At 68.3% G+C, this 23907-nt stretch carries 21 protein-coding genes; 13 read left to right on the forward strand and 8 right to left on the reverse strand.

All coding sequences use genetic code 11. The features are described 5' to 3' along the window. Nucleotides 1–566: 566 nt before the first annotated feature. Nucleotides 567–965 carry an ANTAR domain-containing protein gene (locus tag SI859A1_RS05380; protein ID WP_040325354.1) on the forward strand — a complete coding sequence of 133 codons (399 nt, stop codon included), beginning with the start codon at nucleotides 567–569 and terminating at the stop codon, nucleotides 963–965. Between the two features lie 92 nt (nucleotides 966–1057). Then, nucleotides 1058–2173 carry a helix-turn-helix transcriptional regulator gene (locus SI859A1_RS05385; RefSeq protein WP_050767445.1) on the forward strand — a complete coding sequence of 372 codons (1116 nt, stop codon included), beginning with the start codon at nucleotides 1058–1060 and terminating at the stop codon, nucleotides 2171–2173. Between the two features lie 79 nt (nucleotides 2174–2252). Here the strand turns inward: SI859A1_RS05385 and SI859A1_RS05390 are convergent, their stop codons facing one another. Then, nucleotides 2253–3041 carry an HpcH/HpaI aldolase family protein gene (locus SI859A1_RS05390; protein WP_009208832.1) on the reverse strand — a complete coding sequence of 263 codons (789 nt, stop codon included), beginning with the start codon at nucleotides 3039–3041 and terminating at the stop codon, nucleotides 2253–2255. Between the two features lie 208 nt (nucleotides 3042–3249). Between SI859A1_RS05390 and SI859A1_RS05395 the strand changes: the two genes are divergently transcribed. Both SI859A1_RS05395 and SI859A1_RS05400 read left to right on the forward strand, forming a co-directional pair. Then, nucleotides 3250–4179 carry an NADP-dependent oxidoreductase gene (locus tag SI859A1_RS05395; protein ID WP_009208833.1) on the forward strand — a complete coding sequence of 310 codons (930 nt, stop codon included), beginning with the start codon at nucleotides 3250–3252 and terminating at the stop codon, nucleotides 4177–4179. Nucleotides 4180–4252: 73 nt separating this feature from the next. After that, nucleotides 4253–4915, forward strand: a complete 663-nt coding sequence (locus tag SI859A1_RS05400; RefSeq protein WP_009208834.1) for a protein-L-isoaspartate(D-aspartate) O-methyltransferase — start codon at nucleotides 4253–4255, stop codon at nucleotides 4913–4915. A gap of 57 nt (nucleotides 4916–4972) precedes the next feature. Here SI859A1_RS05400 and SI859A1_RS05405 read toward each other — a convergent pair whose 3' ends face one another. The 3 genes from SI859A1_RS05405 to SI859A1_RS05415 all read right to left on the reverse strand — a co-directional run bounded on the left by SI859A1_RS05405 (nucleotide 4973) and on the right by SI859A1_RS05415 (nucleotide 7301). Continuing rightward, on the reverse strand, nucleotides 4973–5968 hold the full coding sequence (locus tag SI859A1_RS05405) for a threo-3-hydroxy-L-aspartate ammonia-lyase (protein ID WP_040325357.1): 996 nt from the start codon (nucleotides 5966–5968) through the stop codon (nucleotides 4973–4975). Between the two features lie 138 nt (nucleotides 5969–6106). Beyond that, the gene (locus SI859A1_RS05410) at nucleotides 6107–6742 is read right to left on the reverse strand and encodes an NrsF family protein (protein WP_009208836.1); all 636 of its coding nucleotides are present in this window, start codon (nucleotides 6740–6742) and stop codon (nucleotides 6107–6109) included. Nucleotides 6743–6746: 4 nt separating this feature from the next. Next, nucleotides 6747–7301 carry a sigma-70 family RNA polymerase sigma factor gene (locus tag SI859A1_RS05415; protein ID WP_009208837.1) on the reverse strand — a complete coding sequence of 185 codons (555 nt, stop codon included), beginning with the start codon at nucleotides 7299–7301 and terminating at the stop codon, nucleotides 6747–6749. A 188-nt stretch (nucleotides 7302–7489) separates the two neighbouring features. On the opposite strand from SI859A1_RS05415, the gene SI859A1_RS05420 reads away from it, so the two are divergent. The 8 genes from SI859A1_RS05420 (at nucleotide 7490) to SI859A1_RS20195 (ending at nucleotide 17419) form a co-directional block, all read left to right on the forward strand. Continuing rightward, complete coding sequence (locus tag SI859A1_RS05420) at nucleotides 7490–7786, forward strand: BufA1 family periplasmic bufferin-type metallophore (protein ID WP_024348792.1); 297 nt, start codon at nucleotides 7490–7492, stop codon at nucleotides 7784–7786. A 73-nt stretch (nucleotides 7787–7859) separates the two neighbouring features. Then, the gene (gene bufB / locus SI859A1_RS05425; protein ID WP_009208839.1) at nucleotides 7860–8762 is read left to right on the forward strand and encodes an MNIO family bufferin maturase; all 903 of its coding nucleotides are present in this window, start codon (nucleotides 7860–7862) and stop codon (nucleotides 8760–8762) included. Next, nucleotides 8759–9553: an HvfC/BufC N-terminal domain-containing protein gene (locus SI859A1_RS05430; protein ID WP_148233747.1), complete on the forward strand. Its 795-nt coding sequence runs from the start codon at nucleotides 8759–8761 to the stop codon at nucleotides 9551–9553. The genes bufB and SI859A1_RS05430 overlap by 4 nt, the downstream gene beginning before the upstream one ends. After that, complete coding sequence (locus tag SI859A1_RS05435) at nucleotides 9546–10031, forward strand: DoxX family protein (protein ID WP_050767446.1); 486 nt, start codon at nucleotides 9546–9548, stop codon at nucleotides 10029–10031. Before SI859A1_RS05430 ends, SI859A1_RS05435 begins: the two co-directional genes overlap by 8 nt. 448 nt (nucleotides 10032–10479) lie before the next feature. Continuing rightward, nucleotides 10480–11421, forward strand: a complete 942-nt coding sequence (locus SI859A1_RS05440; protein WP_040325081.1) for an IS110 family RNA-guided transposase — start codon at nucleotides 10480–10482, stop codon at nucleotides 11419–11421. Between the two features lie 1148 nt (nucleotides 11422–12569). After that, entirely contained in the window at nucleotides 12570–16367 is a 3798-nt protein-coding gene (gene metH, locus SI859A1_RS05445) for a methionine synthase (RefSeq protein ID WP_009208844.1), read from the forward strand. Between the two features lie 149 nt (nucleotides 16368–16516). Then, entirely contained in the window at nucleotides 16517–16981 is a 465-nt protein-coding gene (gene rirA, locus SI859A1_RS05450; protein ID WP_024348786.1) for an iron-responsive transcriptional regulator RirA, read from the forward strand. 138 nt (nucleotides 16982–17119) lie between these two features. After that, complete coding sequence (locus SI859A1_RS20195) at nucleotides 17120–17419, forward strand: DUF1289 domain-containing protein (RefSeq protein WP_085931412.1); 300 nt, start codon at nucleotides 17120–17122, stop codon at nucleotides 17417–17419. A 112-nt stretch (nucleotides 17420–17531) separates the two neighbouring features. On the opposite strand, the gene SI859A1_RS05460 is transcribed toward SI859A1_RS20195, so the two are convergent. Both SI859A1_RS05460 and SI859A1_RS05465 read right to left on the reverse strand, forming a co-directional pair. Further along, the gene (locus SI859A1_RS05460) at nucleotides 17532–18014 is read right to left on the reverse strand and encodes a Dps family protein (protein ID WP_009208847.1); all 483 of its coding nucleotides are present in this window, start codon (nucleotides 18012–18014) and stop codon (nucleotides 17532–17534) included. A gap of 100 nt (nucleotides 18015–18114) precedes the next feature. Further along, entirely contained in the window at nucleotides 18115–18588 is a 474-nt protein-coding gene (locus SI859A1_RS05465; protein ID WP_040325360.1) for a hypothetical protein, read from the reverse strand. Nucleotides 18589–18787: 199 nt separating this feature from the next. Here SI859A1_RS05465 and SI859A1_RS05470 point away from each other — a divergent pair, with 199 nt between their 5' ends. Next, the gene (locus SI859A1_RS05470; RefSeq protein ID WP_040325362.1) at nucleotides 18788–19066 is read left to right on the forward strand and encodes a DUF1289 domain-containing protein; all 279 of its coding nucleotides are present in this window, start codon (nucleotides 18788–18790) and stop codon (nucleotides 19064–19066) included. A 148-nt stretch (nucleotides 19067–19214) separates the two neighbouring features. Here SI859A1_RS05470 and SI859A1_RS05475 read toward each other — a convergent pair whose 3' ends face one another. Together SI859A1_RS05475 and SI859A1_RS05480 are read right to left on the reverse strand one after the other, a co-directional pair. After that, nucleotides 19215–22379 (reverse strand): efflux RND transporter permease subunit, encoded by a 3165-nt coding sequence (locus SI859A1_RS05475; RefSeq protein ID WP_009208849.1) that lies wholly within the window; start codon nucleotides 22377–22379, stop codon nucleotides 19215–19217. Beyond that, the gene (locus SI859A1_RS05480; RefSeq protein WP_244400914.1) at nucleotides 22376–23806 is read right to left on the reverse strand and encodes an efflux RND transporter periplasmic adaptor subunit; all 1431 of its coding nucleotides are present in this window, start codon (nucleotides 23804–23806) and stop codon (nucleotides 22376–22378) included. The genes SI859A1_RS05475 and SI859A1_RS05480 overlap by 4 nt, the downstream gene beginning before the upstream one ends. Nucleotides 23807–23907 lie beyond the last annotated feature (101 nt).

A 23907-nucleotide genomic window follows, 5' to 3' on the forward strand; every position in this document is an offset into this window, starting at 1 on the left:
CTGCCGCGGTCGCGCGAACACGGCGCCGGGCGATGGATGGCGCGCGGTTGCGAGATGGCGTCGGGGCTGTGCGGTCGATGCAATGGTGGATCGGCAGGGCGACACCCGGCGTCCGGCGAGACGGAGCGGTGCTCAAACGAGGCGGCGCAGCCGTGGCGATCATGTTTCGCTCCCCCCATGTGGCTGTCCGGCCTGTGCGGCTCTTTTCAGCACGCGTAAAATTTTTCACCTTCTGACGCGCCTGTCAAGCGACGTTGCGGCAGCTTTCAGTATGCGAGGCGCAAGATCCCAAGGGCCTCGCTGCCCGAGGCTGGTTCTGCCGACCCGCATGCGGGCCAACGCAGCCGATATGTGGGCCGCATACCTCAAACGGGGGATGCGGAGACGGCCGGCCGGCGGGACCATGGGGCCAATGCGGACAAGCGTCTGCGCGACTGGAGGGGCAAGATCATGCATCAGGCGGAAGCGGGCGCCCCGGTTCTGAGCCGGTGGTCCTCAGGGAGACATCGCCGCATCCGCAGCCTGCGTCGGTCACCGATCGCTGAGACGATCGCGGGCGCCAGAAGATGATGGACGGGGCCGGCAGTTTCGGCGGCAGGATGTCCGGCCTGGAGGCGCTGGTGGTCGTCGACGACCCGCTGGTGGCGGCGTTCATCGAGGACGTTCTCCTCGGGCGGGATATCCTGGCGGATTGCATCAGTCTGCCGGCGAAGCTGAGCTACCTTCTGCGCCGGCACTATGACGTGGCCGTGGTCGGCGTCGATGCTGGTTGCCGGTATCTGCCGATGGTGGTCGCCGTGCTCCGACGCCGGCGGATCCCGACGCTGCTCTTCTCGGCGGGAGGCGATCTCAGGACGTTCGCCGACGAGTACCCTTATATCGCGACCGTCTGCTTCGATCCGGAAACGCCGGATTTCCTCGGCGACCATGTCCTGCGGGTCGTCGCACGCGAGGGGGAGGCGTAAGGCACGAGAAGGCCTCGACGGACTTTCTATTGCACGTTCAGGATGCAGTCCGTAGCCTCTGATTGCCTTTCGGTGATCGGACGGAGCGGAGCATGCCACGCGATGACACGGATCTCGTCGACCGGATCTACGAGGCTGCCTTCGTCGGCGAGTTCTGGCCCGACATTCTCCATGACATCGCCGAAGAGGTGGGAAGCTGCGGAGGTGCGCTGCTCGACCTGCATCCGGACGGCATGCGCTGGGTCGGCTCGCAGATGATGTCCGACCTGCTCGCTGACTTCGCCGCACTCGGCCGTCCCGAACTGGATACACGAACGCCGCACGGGCTGGCGTCCACCCATCCGGGGTTCATCACCGAGTTCGACGTGATGACGCGGGCCGAACTCGCGACCCAGCCGATGTACACCGAATTCCTGTGGCCCCGCGGCTATGGCTGGTGTGCGGGAAGCGCCGTGAAGGTGCCAACCGGCGACAAGCTGCTTTACACCTTCGAACGCCGCTATGACGACGGCCCGTTCGACAGCGCCGCGGTGGACAAGCTCGATGCGCTGCGGCCGCATCTGGCGCGGGCCGCCGTCCTGTCCGGCCGGCTGGAACTGGAGCGGGCGCGCGCAGCGACGGAAATGCTCGGTCTCGTCGGCCTGCCGGGCGCGGTGCTGTCGCTGTCACACCGCATCGCCGCGGCGAACGGGCTGTTCGAGGCGCTGATCCCCGACGTGATCCGCGACGGCAGCAAGCGCGTCGCCTTCAGCGATCCGGGCGCCGATGCGCTGCTGGAAGCCGTTCTTTCGGAAGGCAGGGCGCGGTCGATGCGCTCGATCCCGCTGGCGGCGCGCGAAGGGCATCCGCCGATGATCGCCCATCTGGTGCCGGTGCGGCTGGCGGCGCGGGACATCTTCTTCTCGGCCTCGGCGGTTTTGCTGATCACGCCGGTGACGCGCCGCGAGGTGCCCTCGGCGGACATCATCGAAGGACTGTTCGACCTGACGCCGGCCGAATCCCGCGTCGCGCGCGGCATCGCCCGGGGCGGCACCATCCAGACGCTGGCCGGGATTTCCGGCAATTCGCCGGAGACCGTTCGCTCGCAGCTGAAAGCGGTGTTCATGAAAACCGGCCTGTCGCGGCAGGCCGAGCTCGTCAGCCTGCTGGCCGGGCTGCATGTTCCGGGACCGGACCCGACTGCGGCCGGCGAGACCGACGGGGATTGATGCCTGTCGCCGCTGCGGAGGCGGGGGCTCGGGAAGCCCGCACAGCTGCGTGCGGCAGGGTCAGCCGGCAGAGCGCCGGTCAGCCGGCGAAATCGTGCCACTCCTTCGCCTGGGCAAGGGCGGCATCGCGCAGCCAGGCGATGTCGCTGCCGGAGGCGACGGCGGCGTAGCCCTCGCCGAGGAGTTGCTGCCAGCTACGGCCCTGGCGCGGGACGGTGGCCAGCGGCTTGCCGGCGCGGCGCACGGCGGCTTCGGCCTCGGCGATCAGGCGCTCGACCTCGGGGGCGCCGGTCTGGTCGGGCATGCCGGCGCTGCCCGACAGGTCGGCGGGGCCGATGAACACCATGTCGACGCCCGGCACCGAGGCGATCGCCTCGGCATTGGCGACGGCCTCGACGGTCTCGATTTGCGGGATGACCAGCAGCCGCTCATGGGCGGTGGCGACATAGTCCGGCACCAGACCGTAGCGCGAGCCGCGCACCACGGCGGCTGCGTTGCCCCGCTGGCCGAAGGGTGTGTAGAGGCAGGCGTCGACGACGCTCTTGGCCTCGGCGGCGGAATTGACCATGGGCACCAGCACGGCCTCGGCGCCGGCATCGACGATGCGCTTCAGATATGCGGGATCGGCGGCCGGCACGCGGATGATGGCGGTGGTCGGCGTGCCATTGAGCGCCCGCATCATGTCGATCGCCGACTGGATGTCGCCGGTGCCGTGCTCCTGATCGATGATGACGAAGTCGAAGCCGACGAGCCCGACGATCTCGGCCGTGGTCGCATTGGCGCTTTGCAGCCAGACGCCGAAGGATTTCTCGCCCGCCGCCACGCGGGTCTTCAGCCGGTTCTCGCGAGCGGTCACGGGATGCGCCATCTGTCTTCCAATCCGTCAGGTTGCCTGATGAAGTGATAGGCGGGAAAGTTGCGAGACGAAAGCGTCTCGCCGGTTCTTTTCTTGCGGGCGGAGGACCATAAGGGGTGACGAGGCGGGAGCGCGAGGAGGCGGTGTCGCTTGCGGGATAGTGGCGCGCCCGCGAGTTTCGGCACGTCGCCACATCGGCGCAATTGAGGGGAGACAAGCCATGCAGGCCTGGCAGATCGATCAATTCGGACCGGCGGACAGCCTCATGCTGCGCGAGGTTCCCGATCCGGCACCGGGGCCGGGCGAGGTGGTGGTCACGGTCGCGGCGGCGAGCGTCAATCCGGCCGATGCCAAGCTGCGGGCCGGCCGCTCGCCGGGGGCCGACACCATCGGCTTTCCGCTGACGCTCGGCCGGGATTTTTCCGGCACGGTCGCCCAGCTGGGTGAGGGCGTCACCGATTTCGCGGTGGGCGAAGCGGTTTTCGGGGTGCTCGACCGCGGGCACGAGGGCGCCTGCGCCGGCAAGATCGCGCTCCCGGCGGGGCTCGTTGCCCGCAAGCCGGAGGCGCTGTCGCATGTCGAGGCCGCCGCGCTGGCGCTGACCGGGCTGACGGCGCTGGTGGCGCTGGAGGACGTGGCGCGGCTCGCCCGCGGCCAGCGGATCCTGATCCATGGCGGGGCCGGCGGCGTCGGCAGCTTCGCCGTGCAATATGCCCGGCATGTCGGGGCAGAGGTGTTCGTGACGGCCAGCGCGCGCAATCACGACTATCTGCGCGATCTCGGCGCCGACAGCGTCATCGACTACACTGCCACGTCCTTCGAGGAAGCGGTGGCCGACTGCGACGTGGTGTTCGACACGATCGGCGGCGAGGTGCATCGTCGCTCGCTGACGGTGCTGAAGCCCGGCGGCCTGCTGGTGCATATCGCGCCGGGGCCGGCCGACATGGCGACGCCCGAGGACATCCGGATCGTGCGGCCGCATGTCGGGCGCGACCGGGCACATCTGACGCGGATCCTTGAACTCGTCGCCTCGGGCGCCGTGCGGCCGCCGGAGATCGCGACCATGGCGTTCGCCGACCTGCCGGCGGCGCATGAGCGGATCGAGACCGGCCATGTGCGCGGCAAGATCGTGCTCAGTCCGGTGTCGTAAGCGGCGGCAGCGGAGCGGCGACAAGGCAAGGAACGTGCTGCGCCAGGGCGACCGCAAACCAGGGAGAGAGCCGATGAGCGAGGAACTGCGCCGCCGGATGGTGGAGGACCAGCTCGTGCGCCACGGCATCTCGGACCGCCGCGTGCTCGACGCCATGGGAAGGGTGCCGCGCGAGGCCTTCGTGCCGGAGGCGCTGGCGTCGTCCGCCTATATGGATGGCCCGCTGTCCATCGGCGGCGGGCAGACGATCTCGCAGCCCTACATCGTCGCGCGGATGCTGGAGGCGGCGGCGATCGCACCGGGGGACCGGGTGCTCGATGTCGGCACCGGCTCGGGCTATGCCGCCGCCGTCGCGGCCGAGATGGGCGCGACAATCTGCTCGATCGAGCGCGATGCGGCGCTGGGCGAGGCGGCGCGCGCGCGGCTGCAGGCGCTCGGCTACGATGTGGCGGTGACCGTCGGCGACGGCACCCGCGGGCTGGAAAGCCCCGCTCCCTTCGACGCGATCCTGGTGGCCGCGGCCGCGCCGACGGTTCCAGAGGCGCTGCGCGCGCAACTGGCGATCGGCGGGCGGCTGGTGATCCCGGTCGGCCGGACTCGGCAGGGCCAGGAATTGCGCCGGATCGCCCGGCGCTCGGCGACGGAATTCGACGACATCCTGCTCGAGATGGTCGCCTTCGTGCCGCTGATCGGCCACGAGGGCTGGCCGGACGCTTCGGGCGGCATCGGCGGCTGACGGGCGCAGTGAGGCGCGGTCGGCAGGTGTGGCTCCGGTGTCGGCGGGACGGGGCGCCTAGTCGGCGAGGAAGCGGGCGTAGCTCGCCACGTCGACATTGCCGCCGCTGACGATGACACCGACGCGCTGGCCTTCGCAGGGCACCGCGCCGGTGAAGGCGGCGGCGGCGGCAAGGCAGCCGGTCGGCTCGACCACCATCTTCATGCGCTCGGCGAAGAAGCGCATGGCGTCGACCAGCGCCGCGTCGGGCACGGTGACGATCGAATCCACCCGGTCGCGGATGATCGGGAAGGTGAGGTCGCCGAGATGGGTGGTCAGCGCGCCGTCGGCGATGGAGCGCGGCACGTCGATGCGGACGACCTCGCCCTTGGCCAGGGACTGGCGGCCGTCGTCGCCGGCTTCCGGCTCGACGCCGATGACCCGGCAGCCGGGCGACAGTTCGCTTGCGGCCAGCGCCGATCCGGCGAGGAGGCCGCCGCCGCCGAGGCAGACCAGCAGGATGTCGAGCGGGCCGGTTTCGGCGAAGAGCTCGGCCGCCGCGGTGCCCTGACCGGCGATGATGTCGCGATGGTCGTAGGGCGGGATCAGCGTCAGGCCGCGATCCGTCGCGACGGTGTTGGCGAGCGCCTCGCGGTCCTCGCTGTAACGGTCGTAGGTGATGACGTCGGCACCGTAGCCGCGGGTCGCCGCGACCTTCATGGCCGGGGCGTCGGCCGGCATCAGGATCGTCGCCGGCACGTTCTCGATGCGGCTGGCCAGCGCGATCGCCTGGGCATGGTTGCCGGAGGAGTAGGCCATGACGCCGCGCCGGCGCGCGTCCTCGGGCAGGGCGGCGATGGCGTTGCAGGCGCCGCGGAACTTAAAGGCACCGGCGCGCTGCAGGTTCTCGCATTTGAAGTGGAGCGTCGCGCCCGTCCGCGCGTCGGCAAAGCGCGAGGTCAGGACCGGCGTGCGGTGGGCGATGCCGGCGATGCGCTCGCGCGCGGTGGCGACATCGGCGAAGGTCGGAAGCCGGGTGCCGGAAGACGATCCGGCGTTTACAATTGCGGTCATCGTAGGCGCCTCATCTGGAACGGCGCGGCTGCATCCCGCGCCCATGCGCCGTGTTCAACGTGAGCGATGGGGCGATGTAAAGGGGCGCCGCCCCGAGGCTGCGAGGCTGCGAGGCTAGGCGCCGCTACGCCGAAGGCGCTACCAGCGCAGCAGCCGCCAGCCCAGAAGCGCGCCGGCGGCGACCAGCGCCGAGGCGGCCAGCGGATACCAGACGGCGACGAAGAGCGGCGAATCGTCGGTGCATTGCGCCGCATAGAAGATGGCGGCAACGGCGGCGGCGGCCAGGCCTGCGAGCCCGCCGGCAAGGGCCGGCCGGGTCGGCGCCTGACGGCGCAGGGCCCACAGGAAGACGATCAATGCCGGGGCGCCCATGGAGGGGATGGCGGTCAGGCACATCAGCGCGTTGGAGCCGACGAGATAGGCCATCCACGCGTCCGACGGCAGGGCGATCAGCTCGGCAAGGACGGCGGCGAGCATCACCCCGGCGGGCAGCGCCAGCCACCACAGCCGCCGCAGTGGCTCGCCGGGATGCGAGAACGCCCGCATCGTGACGATCGCGGTGACGGCAAGCAGTCCGGTGACGACGAATTTGAAGTCGAAGCGGGCGGTCTGCAGCGCGCCGGCGAAATCCGGCCGGACACCGATGGCGGTGAAGAAGACCAGGCCGGCGAGCGCCGCGGCAACGAGGGCGAGCAGCAGCCAGGACGGGCCTGTCTCGGGCGCGGTGCGCCGGCGGTCGGCGACCAGCGTGGCGATGAGGGTGTCGGTCTGCATGGCGTCAGGTCCGTCCGAATCTGGCGGCGATCGCGGCGAGGCCGCGATGGAAGGCGACCCGCACGGCGCCCTCGGTGACGCCGAGGCGGCTGGCGGTCTCGGTGATGGAATGGCCATGGACGGAGAGGGAGGCGACGACCTCCCGCTGGCGGCCGGCGAGCGACAGGAGCGCGCGGGAGATGTCGTGGGCCTTGGCGTTGGGCATGGTGGCGGGGTCGTCCAGCGTGTCGCTGAAGTCGGCGATGTCGAGATTGACGCGCCGGCCCTCGCGGCGATAGGCGTCGATCGCCTTGTGGCGGGCAATGGCGAAGAGCCACGGCTTCACGGGCTCGCCTTCGCGCCACGTATGTCGTTTCAGATGCACCGCCATCAAGATCTCCTGGACCAGATCCTCCGGATCGAAGCCGCCGGCATGGACCGGCGCCCTGGCGCGGGCAAAGCCGCGCAGAAGGCCCGCGACCTCCTGCAGGAAATCACGATAGGCGCCGTCGTCGCCGGCGTTGGCCGCCATCAAGAGGGATTCCAGTCGTCCGGGCCGGACGGGCGAGGCAGGCTTCATGTCTGGTCCTTCGCGCGCAGTGCCTGGGATGTTTCGCAGCATGGCGAATTTTTCCGCTGGCAGGGCGCTAAAAGGTTCACATGATGGTGATGGTCGAGAGGGCGTAACGAACCGGGCGGCGAGGGCGAACACAGGGAGGCGGGACCGGCAAAGGTGTCGCCCGATCAAAGGTCTCGAAGGAGGATTTCATGGACCGTCGCTCTCTCAATCTCGCACTGGCAGGCTCGCTTGCCGCCGCCCTGACCGCCTCGGCGCTGCCGGCTTCGGCGCAGGACAGCAAGGATACGGTGAAGTGCTACGGCGTGGCGCTGGCCGGCCAGAACGACTGCGCCGCCGGCCCGGGCACGACCTGCGCCGGCACGTCCAGCGTCGACTACCAGGGCAATGCCTGGAAGGCGGTGCCGGCTGGGACCTGCGAAACCATGGACGTGCCGGGCGACCGCATGGGCTCGACCGAGCCGCTGACCCGCGACGTGCCGAGCTGACACGGCCCTGACCGGAAGGCCCGGCCGGCAAGTCGGGCCTTCCCCCGACGCTGGTATCCGGGAGGCTCCACCCATGTCGTCACATCGCAAGACCGCCTTATCGGTGGCGGACACATCGCCCTTGCCCGCTGCCGCCGGGCTCGGCCTGAAGCTCGAACATGCCGGCGAGATTCTGGAAACGGACCCGGCGGTCGGCTTCTTCGAGGTCCATGCCGAGAACTATATGGGCGCCGGCGGTCCGCCGCATCGTTACCTGACGGCGATCGCCGCGCGCTATCCGCTGTCGCTGCACGGTGTCGGCCTGTCGATTGGCGGCGAGGGCGCCCTCGACCAGGCGCATCTGGCGCGGCTGAAAGCGCTGATCGACCGCTACCGGCCGGCAAGCTTTTCCGAGCACCTGGCCTGGTCGACCCATGAAAGCGTGTTCTTCAACGACCTCCTACCGCTGCCCTACACCCCGGCGACGCTGGAACGGGTGGTCGCACATGTGGCGGAGACGCAGGAGACGCTCGGCGTGCGGATGCTCTTGGAGAACCCCTCGACCTATCTCCTGTTTTCCGAAGCCAGCCTCGACGAGATCGACTTCCTGACGGCGATTTCCGAGCGCACCGGCTGCGGACTGCTGCTGGACGTCAACAACGTCATGGTGTCGGCGGTCAATCACGGCCTCGACCCGTTTGCCTATATCGACCGGTTTCCGCTGGAGCGGGTCGGCGAGATCCATCTGGCCGGCTATGACGAGACGGTGGACGATGCCGGCGAGCGGCTGCTGATCGACGCGCATAACGCGCCGGTGCTGCCCGACGTCTTCGCGCTCTACCGGCACACCTTGCGAAAGAGCGGCCCGCTGCCGACGCTGGTGGAATGGGACAACGACGTGCCGCCCTTCGCGGCGCTGATGGACGAGGTCGCGCGGGTGGAGGACGCCCAGGCCGAGGCGCGGCAGGCGGATCGCCGCGTCCGGTCGGCGGCATGAGCGCCGTGGCCGGCACCGCGTCGACGATGGGCGCGCAGGCTTTCATCGCCGCCCTGACCGCGGCGGGTGCAGAGATGCCGGCGGGGCTGACGACGCATCGCGGCACGCGCGACGCCCGCCGCTTCGCGGTCTATCGCAACAATGTTCATGTAGGGCTGGTCGGCGCGCTGGAAAAGGCGTTTCCCGTGGTCCGGCAACTGGTCGGCGACGCCTTCTTCCAGATCATGGCACGCGCCTATGTCGCCGCCGAGAAGCCCGCCTCGCCGGTGATGCTCGAATACGGCGATGGGTTTGCGGACTTCGTCGCCGGTTTCGCGCCGGCGGAGGGACTGCCCTATCTCGCCGATGTCGCCCGGCTGGAGGTCGCGCTGACGCAGGCCTATCACGCAGCCGAGTCTGACGCGCTCGATCGGGCGGGCCTTGCCGGGCTCGACCCGTCGCGGCTCGATGCCACGACGCTGGCGCTGCATCCGGCCGTGCGGCTGGTGCGCTCGGCGTATCCCGTCGGCACGATCTGGTCGCACCATCAGCAGCAGCCGGTGCGTCCGGTCGAACGCTGGGACGGCGAGGCGGTGCTGGTGACGCGGCCAGATGCGGAACTGCACTCGACCATTCTGCCGCCCTGCGACGTGCCCTTCGTGGCGGCGCTGTGGGCGGGGGCCAGTCCGGCGGAAGCGGCCTGGGTGGCTGTCGACGCGGACCGGAGGTTCGCTTTCGGCGAGGCGCTGATCGCGCTCATCGATCTGGGCGCCGTGACCGGCTTTCGCGACAGGGAGACACAGGATGCGTGAGTTGCTGATCCGTGCCGAGGCGGCGCTGGGCGCGGTTCCGGCGGCCCTGCCGCTGCTGGCGCTGCGGGTCGCGCTGGCGGTGCCGTTCTACAGATCCGGCCTGACCAAGTGGGACGGCTTCCTGCAGCTGTCGGGCGGCGCGCGCTATCTGTTCACGCAGGAGTTCAAGCTGCACATTCTGGGCGCCGAATACGCCTATCCGGCGCCGATCCTGAGCGCGCATCTGGCGGGGATCGCCGAGATCGTGCTGCCGATCCTGCTGGTGCTGGGGCTGGGCACGCGCTTTGCCGCGCTTGCGCTCCTGGTGATGACGGCGGTGATCCAGATCACCGTGCCGGAGGGCTGGGCGAATTTCCATCTGCCCTGGGCGGCGATGGCGCTGACGCTGATGTGTTTCGGCGGCGGCCGGCTGGCGCTGGACACGCTGCTCTTCGGCGATGCGGCGCGGGCTCGGCCGCGGGGGATGCCGTCCGTCTGAGGGCGGCGCCTCAGGGCTCCAGACACGAAAAAGCCGCCAGGGACATCGCCCGGCGGCTCCGCGTTGTCTGCGAGAGACAATGTGCGGGCCTCGCTCTTCGACTCGCCAGTACATCCGTGGTCGGACGAAAAGCTGAAGACCCTGGGCGCATCGACCTGACAAGTCAGGGACGCGTTGCACCACACACAGATGGGTACGCCCTGAAGCTTGTGCAAGGCTGACGTCGTGGTTTGTGCGGCGTGGTGCCCATTTCACCAACGCCGTCATCCTTGTCTGTTGACGGCCTCTTGCAATTGGAGAGGCTGATCGGCGGGCAGCGCACCGTGTCATCCTTGGTCGTTGGAGACCGTGCCCGAGCAAGGTTCGCCGCCCGCCTTTCGTCATCCACCCCGAACAGTTGCCGGGGCCGGCGTGACAGCGCCGAGCCCGCAGGACAAGGATGGGACTTATGATGATAGACCGGACCGTGCTGGGTATCGATATCTCTGGAGCGCATCTCGACGTCTTTGCTCATCCCGAAGGGCGGGCCAGACGCCTGACCAACGATGCCGACGGGATCGCTGCCGTGACGGCCTTGGCGGCAAGGCGGCAGGCTTTCGTCGTGATCGAGGCCACCGCGCCGTTCGACCAGCCGCTGATCCGTGCCCTGGAGGCGGCGGGCCTGGTGTTCCACCGGGCCAATCCCCGCCGCGCCCGCGACTTCGCCCGGTCGGCCGGCCTTCTGGCCAAGACCGATGCGGTCGATGCCCGCATGCTGGCCCTTTACGGCACGGCTCTGGCGCTGCGGCCGACGGAGAAGGTGGCGCCCGCGCGGCTGGCGCTGCAGGGCTTGGTCAGCCGCCGCGACCAGCTCGTCGCAATGCGCAAGGCCGAGCGGGTGCGGTTGCGGACCATGAGCGAGCCGTGCATCGCCGAAAGTCTCCTCGCGGTGATCGCCCTCCTCGACGCGCAGATCCGCACCATCGAGCGCCGCATCGAGGCGACGGTCGCGGCCGATGCCGCTTTGGCCCGCCAGCGCCGCGTGCTGCGCGCAGCTCCCGGCATCGGGCCGGTCGCCGCTTCGGTGCTGCTGGCCAGCCTGCCCGAACTCGGCCGCGTCAGCCGCCGGGCGATCGCCGCCCTGGCGGGGCTTGCCCCCATTGCCCGGGACTCCGGCCTGCTGCGCGGCAGACGCTGCGTCCAGGGTGGCCGCAAGCGCGTGCGCGACGCCCTCTACATGGCGGCGCTCGCCGCCGTGCGAACAACGCCGTGGAAGGCCCTCTTCGCCACCATGACGACCGCCGGCAAACCAGCAAAGCTCAGCCTGATCGCCATCGCCCGCAAGCTCCTCGTCACGCTCAACGTGGCAATCCGAACCGGAGAATATCAGCCGCGCCCAGCCACCCCTTGACGCATACTCACACAGTTGCTCGGGCTTGACCCGAGGACCCATTCCTCTGCGGTGCCGCTGTCGCGTCGGGGGAGGAGGGGCGCGGTCTGCGGCGTGGCGGCGGTTGGGGCGGTTTGGCATGGGTCCTCGGGTCGGAGCCCGAGGATGACGCCGAGTGGGGAGGTGGGGTGCGTTTTCTGCGGAGGCCGGGGGTGACGCGGCGGCTGCGGTGGCGGACGATGTCGTGGTCTTGCCGGGGCGACGCATGCGGCGATGCCGTCGGTTTGTCGTGTGGAGAGGCGAGCCCTGACAGCCCACCAGCGCCGAAGCCGTCGTTGGCCTGTCAGGCGAGGACGCAAACAGCTACGCCGTCATCCTCGGGCTTGACCCGAGGACCCATTCCTCTGCGGTGCCGCTGTCGCTTCGTGAGTGGAAGGGGCGCGTTCTGCGGCGTGGCGGCGGTTGGGGCGGTTTGGCATGGGTCCTCGGGTCGGAGCCCGAGGATGACGCCGAGTGGGGAGGTGGGGTGTGTTTTCTGTGAAGGTAGGGGGTGACGCCGACGCTGCGGTGGCGGCCGATGTCGTTGTCTTGCCGGGGCGACGCATGGGGCGATGCCGTCGGTTTGTCGTGTGGTGGGGCGAGCGCTGACGCCCACCAACGCCAAAGCCGTCGTTGGTCTGTCAGACGAGGGCGCAAACATTAACGCCGTCATCCTCGGGCTTGACCCGAGGGCCCATTCCTCTGCGGTGGCGGTGTCGTTTCGGGGGAGGGGCGCGGTCTGCGGCGTGGCGGCGGTTGGGGCGGTTTGGCATGGGTCCTCGGGTCGGAGCCCGAGGATGACGCCGAGTGGGGAGGTGGGGTGCGTACTTTGCGGAGGGCGGGGGTGATGCGGACGCTGCGGTGGCGGTCGATGTCGCTCTCCTGCCGGGGTCGACGCATGCGGTGCTGCCGTCGATTTGTCGTGTGGCGGGGCAGGCCTGACGCCGACCAGTGCCGAAGCCGTCATCCGTCTGTCGGGCGCGGGGCAACGATCTGCCCCACCCCCTCGAATTCTATCCGTCGCGGGCATGGTGTAAGGGTGGGCGCAGACAGGCCGACGCCGTGGCAAATATTGACATAAGGATATGTTTATGTGATTTGCCGCGGAGCGACAAGGAAACGGTGAAGCCATGACAGAGACGTCCGACAAGCTTTTCGGGGCGATGACCGAAGGCCGTTCGCCGGCAGAGGCGTCCAGGGCGCTGCGCAAGGCGGTTTCCGAGCGCATCCTGGTGCTCGACGGCGCCATGGGCACCGAAATCCAGCTTCTGGGCCTCGGCGAGGACGATTTCCGCGGGCATCGCTTCGGCGCCTGCGAATGTCATCTGCAGGGCAACAACGATCTCCTCAACCTGACGCAGCCGCAGGCGATCGAGGACATCCACTACGCCTATGCCATGGCCGGCGCGGATATCCTGGAAACCAACACCTTCTCCTCCACCACGATCGCCCAGGCCGATTACCAGATGGAGGACCAGGTCTACGAGCTGAACCGCGACGGCGCGCGGCTGGCCCGGCGCGCCTGCATCCGCGCCGAGGAGAAGGACGGCAAGCGCCGCTTCGTCGCCGGCGCGCTCGGACCGACGAACCGCACCGCCTCGATCTCGCCGGACGTCAACAATCCGGGCTACCGGGCCGTGACCTTCGACGATCTGCGCATCGCCTATGGCGAGCAGCTGCGCGGTCTGATTGACGGCGGCTCCGACCTGATCCTGATCGAGACGATCTTCGACACGCTGAACGCCAAGGCGGCGATCTTCGCCTGCGAGGAGATCTTCGCGGAAAAGGGCGTGACGCTGCCGATCATGATCTCCGGCACCATCACCGACCTGTCCGGCCGCACGCTGTCGGGCCAGACGCCGACGGCGTTCTGGCATTCGGTGCGGCACGGCCGGCCCTTCACCATCGGCCTGAACTGCGCCCTCGGCGCCGCGGCGATGCGCGACCATCTGGCCGAAATCTCGGCGGCGGCGGACACCTTCGTCTGCGCCTATCCGAATGCCGGCCTGCCGAACGAATTCGGCGAATACGACCAGAGCCCGGAACAGATGGCCAAGGAGGTCGAGATATTCTGCGAGGAAGGGCTCGTCAACGTCCTGGGCGGCTGCTGCGGCTCGACGCCGGACCACATCAAGGCGGTGGCCGAGACGGCCGCACGCTACAAGCCGCGCAAGGTGCCGACCATCGCACCGCTGATGCGCCTGTCGGGCCTGGAGCCGTTCACGCTGACCAAGGAGATTCCCTTCGTCAATGTCGGCGAGCGGACCAACGTCACCGGCTCGGCCCGCTTCCGCAAGATGATCGAGGCGAACGATCTGCCGGCCGCCCTCGACGTGGCCCGCAGCCAGGTGGAGAACGGCGCCCAGATCATCGACGTCAACATGGACGAGGGGTTGATCGACTCCAAGCAGATGATGATCGACTACCTGAACCTGATCGCGGCCGAGCCCGACATCGCCAAGGTTCCGGTGATGATCGACTCCTCCAAGTTCGAGGTGATCGAGGCCGGTCTGAAGTGTGTGCAGGGCAAGGCGCTGGTCAACTCGATCTCCATGAAGGAGGGCGAGGACGCGTTCCTCAAGCAGGCGCGCCTGGTGCGCAGCTACGGCGCCGCCGTGGTGGTCATGGCCTTCGACGAGCAGGGCCAGGCCGACACGCTGGAGCGCAAGGTCTCGATCTGCAGTCGCGCCTACAAGCTCCTGACCGAGGAAGCCGGCTTCGCGCCGGAGGACATCGTCTTCGATCCGAACGTCTTCGCGATCGCCACCGGCATCGAGGAGCATAATGGCTACGGCGTCGCCTTCATCGAGGCGACCCGCCAGATCCGCCAGAACCTGCCGGGCGCGCACATCTCCGGCGGCGTGTCGAACCTGTCCTTCTCGTTCCGCGGCAACGAGGCCGTGCGCGAGGCGATGCACGCGGTGTTCCTGTACCACGCCATCCAGGCGGGCATGGACATGGGCATCGTCAATGCCGGCCAGCTGGCGGTCTACGAGTCCATCGATCCGGAGCTGCGCGAGGCATGCGAGGACGTGGTTCTCGACCGCAAGCGCGATGACGGCGTCGACCCGACCGAGCGGCTGCTGGAGCTGGCCGAGCGCTGGCGCAGTGCCGGCGGCAAGGAGGCCAAGGCCAAGGACCTGACTTGGCGCGAGAAAAGCGTCCAGGACCGCATCGCCCATGCGCTGGTCAACGGCATCACCGAATACATCGTCGAGGACACCGAAGAGGCGCGCCTCGAGGCGGACCGCCCGCTGCACGTCATCGAAGGGCCGCTGATGGACGGCATGAACATCGTCGGCGACCTGTTCGGCGCCGGCAAGATGTTCCTGCCGCAGGTGGTCAAGTCGGCCCGGGTGATGAAGCAGGCCGTGGCGCATCTTCTCCCCTACATGGAGGAGGAGAAGCGGCTGAACGGCACCGACGAGCGCTCGAACGCCGGCAAGGTGCTGATGGCGACCGTGAAGGGCGACGTCCACGACATCGGCAAGAACATCGTCGGCGTGGTCCTGGCCTGCAACAATTACGAGGTCATCGATCTCGGCGTGATGGTGCCGGCCGCCAAGATCCTGGAAACGGCGCGGCGGGAGAAGGTCGACGTCATCGGCCTGTCCGGCCTGATCACGCCGTCGCTCGACGAGATGGTGCATGTCGCCGCCGAGATGGAACGCGAGGGCTTCGACATCCCGCTGCTGATCGGCGGGGCGACGACCAGCAAGGTGCATACGGCGGTGAAGATCGACCCGGGCTACAACCGGGGCCAGACGGTCTACGTCACCGATGCCTCGCGCGCGGTGGGCGTGGTCTCGCACCTACTCTCCGAGGAGACCCGCGGCTCCTATATCGAGGGCGTGAAGGCCGACTACCAGAAGGTCGCCGAGGCGCATCGCAAGGGCGAACGCGACAAGAAGCGGCTGCCGCTGGCCAAGGCCCGCGCCAATGCGCAGGTCAGCGACTGGGCGGCCTACGAGCCGGTCAAGCCGGCGATCACCGGCAAGCAGGTCTTCGAGGACTGGGACCTGGAAGAGCTGTCGCGCTACATCGACTGGACGCCGTTCTTCCAGACCTGGGAGATGAAGGGCCGCTATCCGGGCATCCTGGAGGACGAGAAGCAGGGCGAGGCGGCGCGGTCGCTGTTCAACGACGCGCAGGCCATGCTCAAGCAGATCATCGCCGAGAAGTGGTTCCAGCCGCGGGCCGTGATCGGCTTCTGGCCGGCCAATTCGGTGGGCGACGACATCCGCCTGTTCACCGGCGACGACCGCAAGGAGGAACTGGCGACGCTCTACACGCTGCGCCAGCAGCTGACCAAGCGCGGCGACCGGCCGAACGTGGCGATGGCCGACTTCGTCGCGCCGCTGGACAGCGGCAAGGCTGATTATGTCGGCGGCTTCGTGGTGACCGCCGGGATCGAAGAGGAGGCGATCGCCAATCGCTTCGCCAAGGCCAACGACGACTACTCGTCGATCATGGTGAAGGCGCTGGCCGACCGATTCGCCGAGGCCTTTGCCGAGCGGATGCACGAGAAGGTGCGCCGGGAATTCTGGGGCTATGCGCCGGACGAGACCTTCACGCCGGAAGATTTGATCAGCGAGGATTATGCCGGCATCCGGCCGGCGCCGGGCTATCCGGCCCAGCCCGACCACACCGAGAAGACGACGCTGTTCGAACTGCTCGATGCGGAGGCCACCACCGGCGTGAAACTGACCGAGAGCTTTGCCATGTGGCCGGGCTCGTCGGTGTCCGGCTTCTATATCGGACACCCGGACTCCTATTATTTCGGGGTTGCGAAGATCGAGCGGGACCAGGTCGAGGATTATGCCGCGCGCAAGGGCATGCCGGTCGCCGAGGTCGAGCGGTGGCTGGCGCCGATCCTCAACTACATTCCGACGGCGGCCGCCGAGGCACCCGCACAGGCCGCGGAATAGGGCGCAGGGCGCCGCGCTCGCGGCGCCGAAACGGGACGAAACGGGGCCACGCGGATGCGCGGTTCCCGCTTCCCCTTCTCATGATGCTGGAATCGTTCTAGATTGGGTTCGCTGGAAGTTAACCAGCGACGATGGTCGAGGACGATTTGATGCGGCTTACCCGCCAGACGAACTACGCGATCCGGATCCTGATGTACTGCGCCTCCAATGGCGGACAGCTCAGTCGCATCAAGGACATCGCGGCAGCCTATTCGGCGTCGGAGCTGTTCCTGTTCAAGATCCTGCAGCCGCTGGTCGAGGCCGGCATGGTCGAGACCGTGCGCGGGCGCAATGGCGGCGTGCGCCTGGCGCGGCCGGCTGCGGCGATCAATCTGCGCAATGTCGTGGAAGTGACCGAAGAGAATTTCGCCCTGGCGGAGTGCTTCGAGACCGGCGCCGTGGATTGCCCGCTGATCGAGAGCTGCGAGCTCAATTCGGCCCTGCGCGAGGCGCTGAACGCGTTTCTCGGGGCGCTGGGCAATTACACGATCGACGATCTCCTGGGCAACAAGGCGTTCATGCGCCGGCGGCTCGGCCTGATGGAACCGGTGCACGGGCTCGCCGCGGCGAGCTGATACGCATCCGGCGATCGTTTGACGGGACCGGCGCATGGATGGCGCGCCGGTCGCCCTAGACCGCTGGCAGGATGGCGGCGGCGCGCCTATATGCCGGCCGTCACCCGCCATTTCGTCAAACAGCGGCCAGCCCTCTTCATGGATACCAAGGTTACCGACGCCGCGGACGCCGCCTGGACCACCGCACCGTCTCCCTGCGTCGACATCTGCAAATACAAGCGACAGGGCCGCTGCGTCGGCTGCTCGATGACCAAGGCCGAAAAGCAGGCCTTCCCGTCGTCGGGCGGTGCGGAGCAGAAGCGCGAGTTCATCGAGACGCTGATCGGGCGGCTGCAGGAATCGGCGCGCAATCCGGCCTTCTGGATCATGTCCTACCGGCGCAAATGCGAGCGGGAGGGCGTTCCCTGTCCGATTCCGGTAGAGGGCGACGACGCCTGAACCGGGCCGCGCTAGCACGGTCGAGATATATAAAAAGGCCCGCCGGAGGATCTCCGGCGGGCCTTTTTCACGTCACGTGTCCGCCGCCGGTAAGGGCGGCGAGACGGTCGCCTCAGGCGGCGGTGGTCTTCAGATGGGCGCGCAGCATCCAGGCGAATTTGTCGTGCTGCTCGATGCGGGCGGTCGCCAGGTCGTTGGTGGCGAAATCGCCATGCTGGTCGGCGACTTCGGCAAGCGCCGACAGGGTCGAGGAGAGGGTCTCCTGATCCTGCATCAGGATCTCGACCATGGTGCGCGCGTCGGTGCGGCCGTCATGCTCTTCGATGGCGCTGCGCTCCAGATAGACCGAGTAGCGGCCCTCGGCATGGGCGTCGAACGCCTTGATGCGCTCGGCCAGCGTGTCCTGACCTTCGAAGTGATCCTCGTAGATTTCCTGGAACAGAGCGTGCAGGGCGCCGAAGGACATGCCCGTCACGTTCCAGTGGAAGTTCTGGGCCTTCAGCGTGGCGATGGCCGTCTCGGCCAGCGACTGGGTGAGGCCGTTGACGATCTCTTCCTTCGCCGTCGGCTCGATCTTGGCTGCTACTAGTCCCATGGTCTCCGGTCCCTTTGTGGTGTCTTAGAATAATTCTAATCTAGCCTCGGAAGCCGTTCATGACAAGGTCGCGGCAATCGGTCCCATGCGATTATTCGTGTCAGAGCGCCCGGGCGAGCGAGGCCGCAAGGAAGCGCAGCCAGCGCCGGCCCTCGGGGCGGACACGCCAGGCGACCAGCGCGCCGGCGGCGGCGTTCTCGCCGTCGCGCAGCACCGCGAGAAGGCGCAACAGCCAGATCTCGTCGTCCGAGGCCTGTTTCGCGCCGGGACGGTAGAACACCATCTCGCGCAGGCTCTGGCCGGACAGGCCGCGGAAGAAGGCGATGGCGAAGCGCTCCAGAGAGACGTTCTCCTCGCCGGCGAGAAGGAAGCAGGCCCGTTCGAGATCGGGCTTCGGGGCGAGCCGGCTGCGCAGCGCGAACCAGCGCAGGCGATTCAGCTCGTCGCGTTCGGCATCGGTGAGCTGGGGCGCGGCGGGACGGACCGTCGGGCAATTGCCGCCGGGAAAGGCGAGGATTCGCGCCGGGGCGCGCCCGGATGAGGGAAGAGTCTCGGGCAGGGGCAGTGCAGACATTCAGGCAACCGCGTTCTGTAAGAAGACCGCGCCGGGAACCCGCGACAGGGAATCGCACCCGACGTCTCGAACCGTTCTAAACTTGACAACCACTTTCATCTATTCATAGCAGACCGGGAATGGAAGGGAAGTGCCGCAGGCCGGATCGGGACCGCCGCGTCATTCGTCCCTTCGCCATCCGACCATCACAGGAGCGCCCGTGGCCAAACGTTGGGCCGATGCCCCGTCCCCGTGCATCGATATCTGCAAATACAAGGATGGCGGCCGCTGCATCGGCTGCGCCATGACCAAGCCGGAAAAGAAGCGGTTCAAGCGGCTGGACGGCAAGGCCGAGAAGAAGGCGTTCTTCCGCACCCTTGCCGAGCGGCTGGTCAGGGCCGGGCGCTACGATCGCTGGGCGCATGTCTATCGGCGCAAATGCGACAAGAAGGATCAGCCGTGCCCGCTCGACAAGCTGGAGGTGCCGGCCGAGGCGTGATCGCGCGGGGCGGAAACGGTTGAGAGATCGATTCCGGACCATCCGGCAATGCTTTGTGCTCACACGGCAAAAAGGCGGCGCGCCAGCCAGGCGCGCCGCCTTTTTCGTGGGATGAACCGGTTCGCGAGGCGAACGGCCGGGCCGGAGGCTATTCGGCCGGCGCCGGTGCCGGCGTCGCTGCGCCATCGTCGCCGGAGGTCGGGGCCGCGTGGCTGCCGCGGGACGGCTGCTTGCGGGCGAGCAGCTTGTAGAACAGCGGGATGAAGAAGATCGCGACGAAGGTCGCCGCGAGCATTCCGCCGATGACGCCGGTGCCGATGGAGTGGCGACTGGCCGAGCCGGCGCCGGTGGAGATCGCCAGCGGCACGACGCCCAGGATGAAGGCGAGCGACGTCATGACGATCGGCCGGAAGCGCAGCTTGGCGCCCTGCAGCGCGGCGTCGAAGGCCGACAGACCCTCCTCGCGTTTCAGCACCGCGAACTCGACGATCAGGATGGCGTTCTTGGCCGCCAGTCCGACCAGCGTGACGAGGCCGATCTGGAAGTAGACGTCATTGTCGAGGCCACGCAGCCAGATCGCCAGAAGCGCGCCGAACATGGCGAAGGGCACCGCCAGAAGCACGGCGATGGGCAGCGACCAGCGTTCGTACTGGGCCGACAGGATGAGGAAGACCATCAGGATGCCGAAGCCGATGGCGGCGAGCCCGGTGCCGCCCGAGGCGATCTCCTGATAGGCCGACCCGGTCCAGGCGACCTGATAGCCGTCGGGCAGCTTTTCGGCCGCGATCTCCTGCATGGCCTGCAGCGCCTGTCCCGACGAATAGCCGGGGGCCGGGCCGCCCGAGACCTTGGCCGCGGTGAAGGCGTTGAAGCGCTCGATGAGGTCCGGGCCGACGATGCGCTCGACCGACAGGAGGGCGTCGAGGGGGATCATCGCGCCGTTGTTGGCCTTGACGTAGACGAAGCGCAGATCCTGCGGCTTCTCGCGGAAGTCGGATTCGGACTGCAGCGAGACCCGGTAGTTGCGGCCGAGCAGGGTAAAGTCGTTCACATAGAGCGAGCCGAAGGTCGACTGCATGGTCTCGAAGATCGACGAGATCGGCACGTCCTGCGCCTTGGCCTTCTGGCGGTCGACGTCGATCTGGTACTGCGGGACGTTAGCCGAGAAGGTGGTGCGCACGCCGGCCAGCTCCGGCCGCTCGGCCGCCGCCGCCACCAGCGCGCTGGTCGCCGCGACCAGTTCCTGGGAGCCGCGGTTCTGCCGGTCCTGCACGAACAGGTCGAAGCCGCCGGTTGTGGACAGGCCCTGGATCGGCGGCGGGTTGAAGGCCAGGACCATGCCGTCCTGGATGCCGGCATTCATGCCCATGATCGGGCCGGTGAGGTTGCGGGCGTCGAGCGACGGGTCCTCGCGCTCCGACCAGTCCTTCAGCGTGACGAAGGCCACGCCCGAGCTGGACTTCTGGGTTCCGGCCAGGAGGTCGAAGCCGGCGAAGGCGACGACGTCGGCGACCGCCGGATGCTCGCGCACATTCGCGCTGACCTGCTCCATCACCTCCGTCGTGCGCGCCAGCGAGGCGGCCGGCGGCAGGATGGCGATGGCGAAATTGACGCCCTGATCCTCGTCGGGGACTAGCGAGCCGGGGATCGTCTGGAAGAAATAGTAGCTGCCGCCGACGATGCCGGCGAACAGGACGAGGGCGACGACGGCCCGGCGCATGATGAAGGCAACGCCGGCGCCATAGGCGTTGGTCAGCTTGTCGAAGCCCGTGTTGAACCAGCGGAACGGCGCCCAGGGCTCGGAATGGCCCTGCTTCAGGAGAAGGCCGCAGAGCGCCGGGGTGAGGGTGAGGGCGACGATGCCCGAGATCACCACCGAGACGGCGATGGTCACGGCGAACTGCCGGTACATGGTGCCGGCGAGGCCGCCGAGGAACGCCACCGGGATGAACACGGCGCACAGGACGAGCACGATGGCGATCACCGGGCCGGCGACTTCGGTCATCGCCTTGGCGGTGGCGTCCTTGGCGTTGAGCCCCTCGGTGGTCATGATCCGCTCGACATTCTCCAGGACCACGATGGCGTCGTCGACGACGATACCGATGGCCAGGACGAGCCCGAACAGGGTGAGGAGATTGATCGAGAAGCCGAGCGCCAGCAGCACGCCGAAGGTGCCGATGATCGACACCGGGACGGCGAGCATCGGGATCAGCGTCGCCCGGAAGCTCTGCAGGAAGATGAAGACGACGACGAAGACCAGCGCCATGGCCTCGATGAAGGTCATGATGACCTCCTCGATGGAGGCCTCGATGAACTTGGTGGTGTCGTAGGGAATGGCGAAGCTGATGCCATCGGGGAAGGAGCCGGAGAGCTCCTCCATACGGGTGCGCACGCCGCTCAGCGTGTCGAGAGCGTTGGCGCCGGGCTGCAGGTAGATGCCGATGGGCACCGTCGGCGTGCCGTTATAAGTGGCGTTGAAGCCGTAATCCTGGGCGCCGAGCTCGACCCGCGCGACATCCTTGAGAAGCAGCGAGGAGCCGTTCTCGTCGGAGCGCAGGATGATGTTCTCGAAGGCCTCGGCGTCGGGCAGACGCCCGGCAGTGGTCACCGAATAGGTGAAGGCGAGGTCGGTGTTGGTGGGCGGCGCGCCGAACTGGCCGGCGGCGAACTGGGCGTTCTGGTCGCGCACGGCGGTGGCGACGTCGCCCGGCGTCAGGCCGTAGGAGGCCAGTGCGTCGGGCCGCAGCCAGATGCGCATGGAATAGTTGCGGGCCCCGAAGAGCTGCGCCTCGCCGATGCCCGGCAGGCGCTTGAGCTCGTCAAGGACGTTGAGCAGCGCGTAGTTCGACACATAGGTCGCGTCGTAGCGCGGGTCCTCCGACGACATGGTCAGAACCGCGAGGATCGACGAGTTCTGCTTGGCGACGGTGACGCCGAGACGCTGGACCTGCTCGGGCAGCGAGGCATTGGCCTGCTGGACGCGGTTGTTGACGTTGATCGTCGCCTGATCGGGATCGGTGCCGCTGGCGAAGGTGACGGTGATCGTCGCCGTGCCCGTCGAGGAGTTGGTGGACTGCATGTAGAGCATGTCCTCGACGCCGTTGATCTGCTGCTCGATCGGCGCGGAGACGGTCTGGGCGATGGTTTCGGCGCTGGCGCCGGGATAGGAGGCGCGCACCTGGACCTGCGGCGGCACCAGCTGCGGATACTGCTCGATCGGCAGCGCGCTGATCGACAGCAGGCCACCGAGGGTGATCAGGATCGAGATGACGGCCGCGAAGATCGGCCGGTCGACGAAGAACCGCGCATTCATCGGGCGGACTCCGCCGAAGCGTCGCCGTCGCTGGTGGCGCGGCGGGCGTCGGCGCCATCGGGCAGGGCGGTCAGCGGCACCGGCGGGGCATCCGTGCGGCCGGTTTCGCCGGACGTGCTTCCCGCATCGGCAACGACCTTGTCGTTCGCCGCGTCGACGGCGCGCTCGATCGCACCCTGCTGTTCGCCATCGGCCTCATTGGCGGGGTCCGCAGCGGCGGGTTCGTCAGCCGCGGCAGGCTCGGGAGCGTCGACTGCGGGGTCTGCCTCGGCGGCGGGGGCGTCCGTCGCCTGCGCATCGGACTCGCTGCCGGCGGCATCGGCGTTCGCGGCTGCCGGCTGCGGATCGACGGGGGCGCCGGGACGAACCTTGACGACGCCCTTGATGACCACCTTGTCGCCATCGGCAAGGCCTTCGGAAATGACGATGGAGCCGTCGAGCTCCCGGCCGACGACGACCGGCCTGACCTCGGCCAGGTTCTCGTCGTTCAGCGTGTAGACGAAAGTGCCCTGCGGCCCCTGCATCAGCGCTTCGGTCGGCAGTTCGATGGCGTTCTCAATGGACAGGCCCTCGAGCTGCAGGCGCACGAACTGGCCCGGCAGGAGGCGGCTCTCGGGATTGGGCAGGACGGCGCGCGACAGAATCGTGCCGGTCTGCGAATCGATCGTCGTCGAGGTGAAGTCGATGGTGCCGGTCTCGCCGTAGGTCTCGCCATCGCCGAACATCAGCGTGACGGTGAGGTCGGACGGCGAGGAGGCGCCCTGCAACTGGCCGCTCTCGACCAGTTCGCGGATGGAGGCGGCTTCCCTGTCGGCAGCCGAGAAGTTCACATAGACCGGATCGAGGCGGCTGATGCGGGTCAGCAGGTCGCCGGTGCTCAGAAGGCTGCCCTCGGGCACCTGTTCCAGGCTGGTGACGCCGGCAACCGGCGCCTCGACGGTGGCATAGTCGAGGGAGAGGGTGGCGGTCTGCAACTGCGCCTCGGCGGCCGCGACCTGCGCTTCGGCGAGTTCGCGCGAGGAGACGGCGTCCTCGAGCGTTGCCTGGCTCGACGCGCCGCTCTGGGCCAGCTGCCGGGCGCGGGCCTCGGTCCGCTTGGCCTGCCCGAGCTGGGCCTGCGCCTGGAGCACCTGCGCCCTGGCCAGCGCCACCTGCGCCTCGTAGGTTGCCGGGTCGATGTGGAACAGCAGCGTGCCGGCCTCGACGCGCGAGCCTTCGTCGAAATTGCGTTCGAGCAGGATGCCGCCGACACGGGCGCGCACTTCGACCTCGCGGGATGAGGCGACGCGGCCGGCATATTCGTAGGTGACCGGCAGGTTCTTGGTCTTGACCGTCTGCACGGTGACGGCCGGCGGGGGCGGGGTGCCACCGGCCTGCGCGAAGGCTGCGCTCGCGGCTGCCAGCGAGACGCCGACGCACGCCGTCATGCGCAAAATCAGGTTAAGTCCGCGCATTGTAAAACCTTTTTCCGGCCGGGCATGCCGCCGCTCTCTTGCATTGCAGCATACATACATCCATAAATGTATCG

The organism is Aurantimonas manganoxydans SI85-9A1 (genome assembly GCF_000153465.1).
GTDB lineage: Bacteria > Pseudomonadota > Alphaproteobacteria > Rhizobiales > Rhizobiaceae > Aurantimonas > Aurantimonas manganoxydans.

Excerpts from the sequence above, each read along its gene's own strand:
- rirA (WP_024348786.1), top strand. The coding sequence starts at position 16,517 with ATGCGGCTTACCCGCCAGACGAACTACGCGATCCGGATCCTGATGTAC.
- SI859A1_RS05440 (WP_040325081.1), top strand. The coding sequence starts at position 10,480 with ATGATGATAGACCGGACCGTGCTGGGTATCGATATCTCTGGAGCGCAT.
- SI859A1_RS05385 (WP_050767445.1), top strand. The coding sequence starts at position 1,058 with ATGCCACGCGATGACACGGATCTCGTCGACCGGATCTACGAGGCTGCC.
- SI859A1_RS05415 (WP_009208837.1), bottom strand. The coding sequence starts at position 7,301 with ATGAAGCCTGCCTCGCCCGTCCGGCCCGGACGACTGGAATCCCTCTTG.
- SI859A1_RS05460 (WP_009208847.1), bottom strand. The coding sequence starts at position 18,014 with ATGGGACTAGTAGCAGCCAAGATCGAGCCGACGGCGAAGGAAGAGATC.
- SI859A1_RS05465 (WP_040325360.1), bottom strand. The coding sequence starts at position 18,588 with ATGTCTGCACTGCCCCTGCCCGAGACTCTTCCCTCATCCGGGCGCGCC.
- SI859A1_RS05405 (WP_040325357.1), bottom strand. The coding sequence starts at position 5,968 with ATGACCGCAATTGTAAACGCCGGATCGTCTTCCGGCACCCGGCTTCCG.
- SI859A1_RS05435 (WP_050767446.1), top strand. The coding sequence starts at position 9,546 with ATGCGTGAGTTGCTGATCCGTGCCGAGGCGGCGCTGGGCGCGGTTCCG.
- SI859A1_RS05475 (WP_009208849.1), bottom strand. The coding sequence starts at position 22,379 with ATGAATGCGCGGTTCTTCGTCGACCGGCCGATCTTCGCGGCCGTCATC.
- SI859A1_RS05420 (WP_024348792.1), top strand. The coding sequence starts at position 7,490 with ATGGACCGTCGCTCTCTCAATCTCGCACTGGCAGGCTCGCTTGCCGCC.
- SI859A1_RS05410 (WP_009208836.1), bottom strand. The coding sequence starts at position 6,742 with ATGCAGACCGACACCCTCATCGCCACGCTGGTCGCCGACCGCCGGCGC.
- SI859A1_RS05390 (WP_009208832.1), bottom strand. The coding sequence starts at position 3,041 with ATGGCGCATCCCGTGACCGCTCGCGAGAACCGGCTGAAGACCCGCGTG.
- SI859A1_RS05480 (WP_244400914.1), bottom strand. The coding sequence starts at position 23,806 with ATGACGGCGTGCGTCGGCGTCTCGCTGGCAGCCGCGAGCGCAGCCTTC.
- SI859A1_RS05400 (WP_009208834.1), top strand. The coding sequence starts at position 4,253 with ATGAGCGAGGAACTGCGCCGCCGGATGGTGGAGGACCAGCTCGTGCGC.
- bufB (WP_009208839.1), top strand. The coding sequence starts at position 7,860 with ATGTCGTCACATCGCAAGACCGCCTTATCGGTGGCGGACACATCGCCC.
- SI859A1_RS05380 (WP_040325354.1), top strand. The coding sequence starts at position 567 with ATGATGGACGGGGCCGGCAGTTTCGGCGGCAGGATGTCCGGCCTGGAG.
- SI859A1_RS20195 (WP_085931412.1), top strand. The coding sequence starts at position 17,120 with ATGGATACCAAGGTTACCGACGCCGCGGACGCCGCCTGGACCACCGCA.
- SI859A1_RS05395 (WP_009208833.1), top strand. The coding sequence starts at position 3,250 with ATGCAGGCCTGGCAGATCGATCAATTCGGACCGGCGGACAGCCTCATG.
- SI859A1_RS05430 (WP_148233747.1), top strand. The coding sequence starts at position 8,759 with ATGAGCGCCGTGGCCGGCACCGCGTCGACGATGGGCGCGCAGGCTTTC.
- metH (WP_009208844.1), top strand. The coding sequence starts at position 12,570 with ATGACAGAGACGTCCGACAAGCTTTTCGGGGCGATGACCGAAGGCCGT.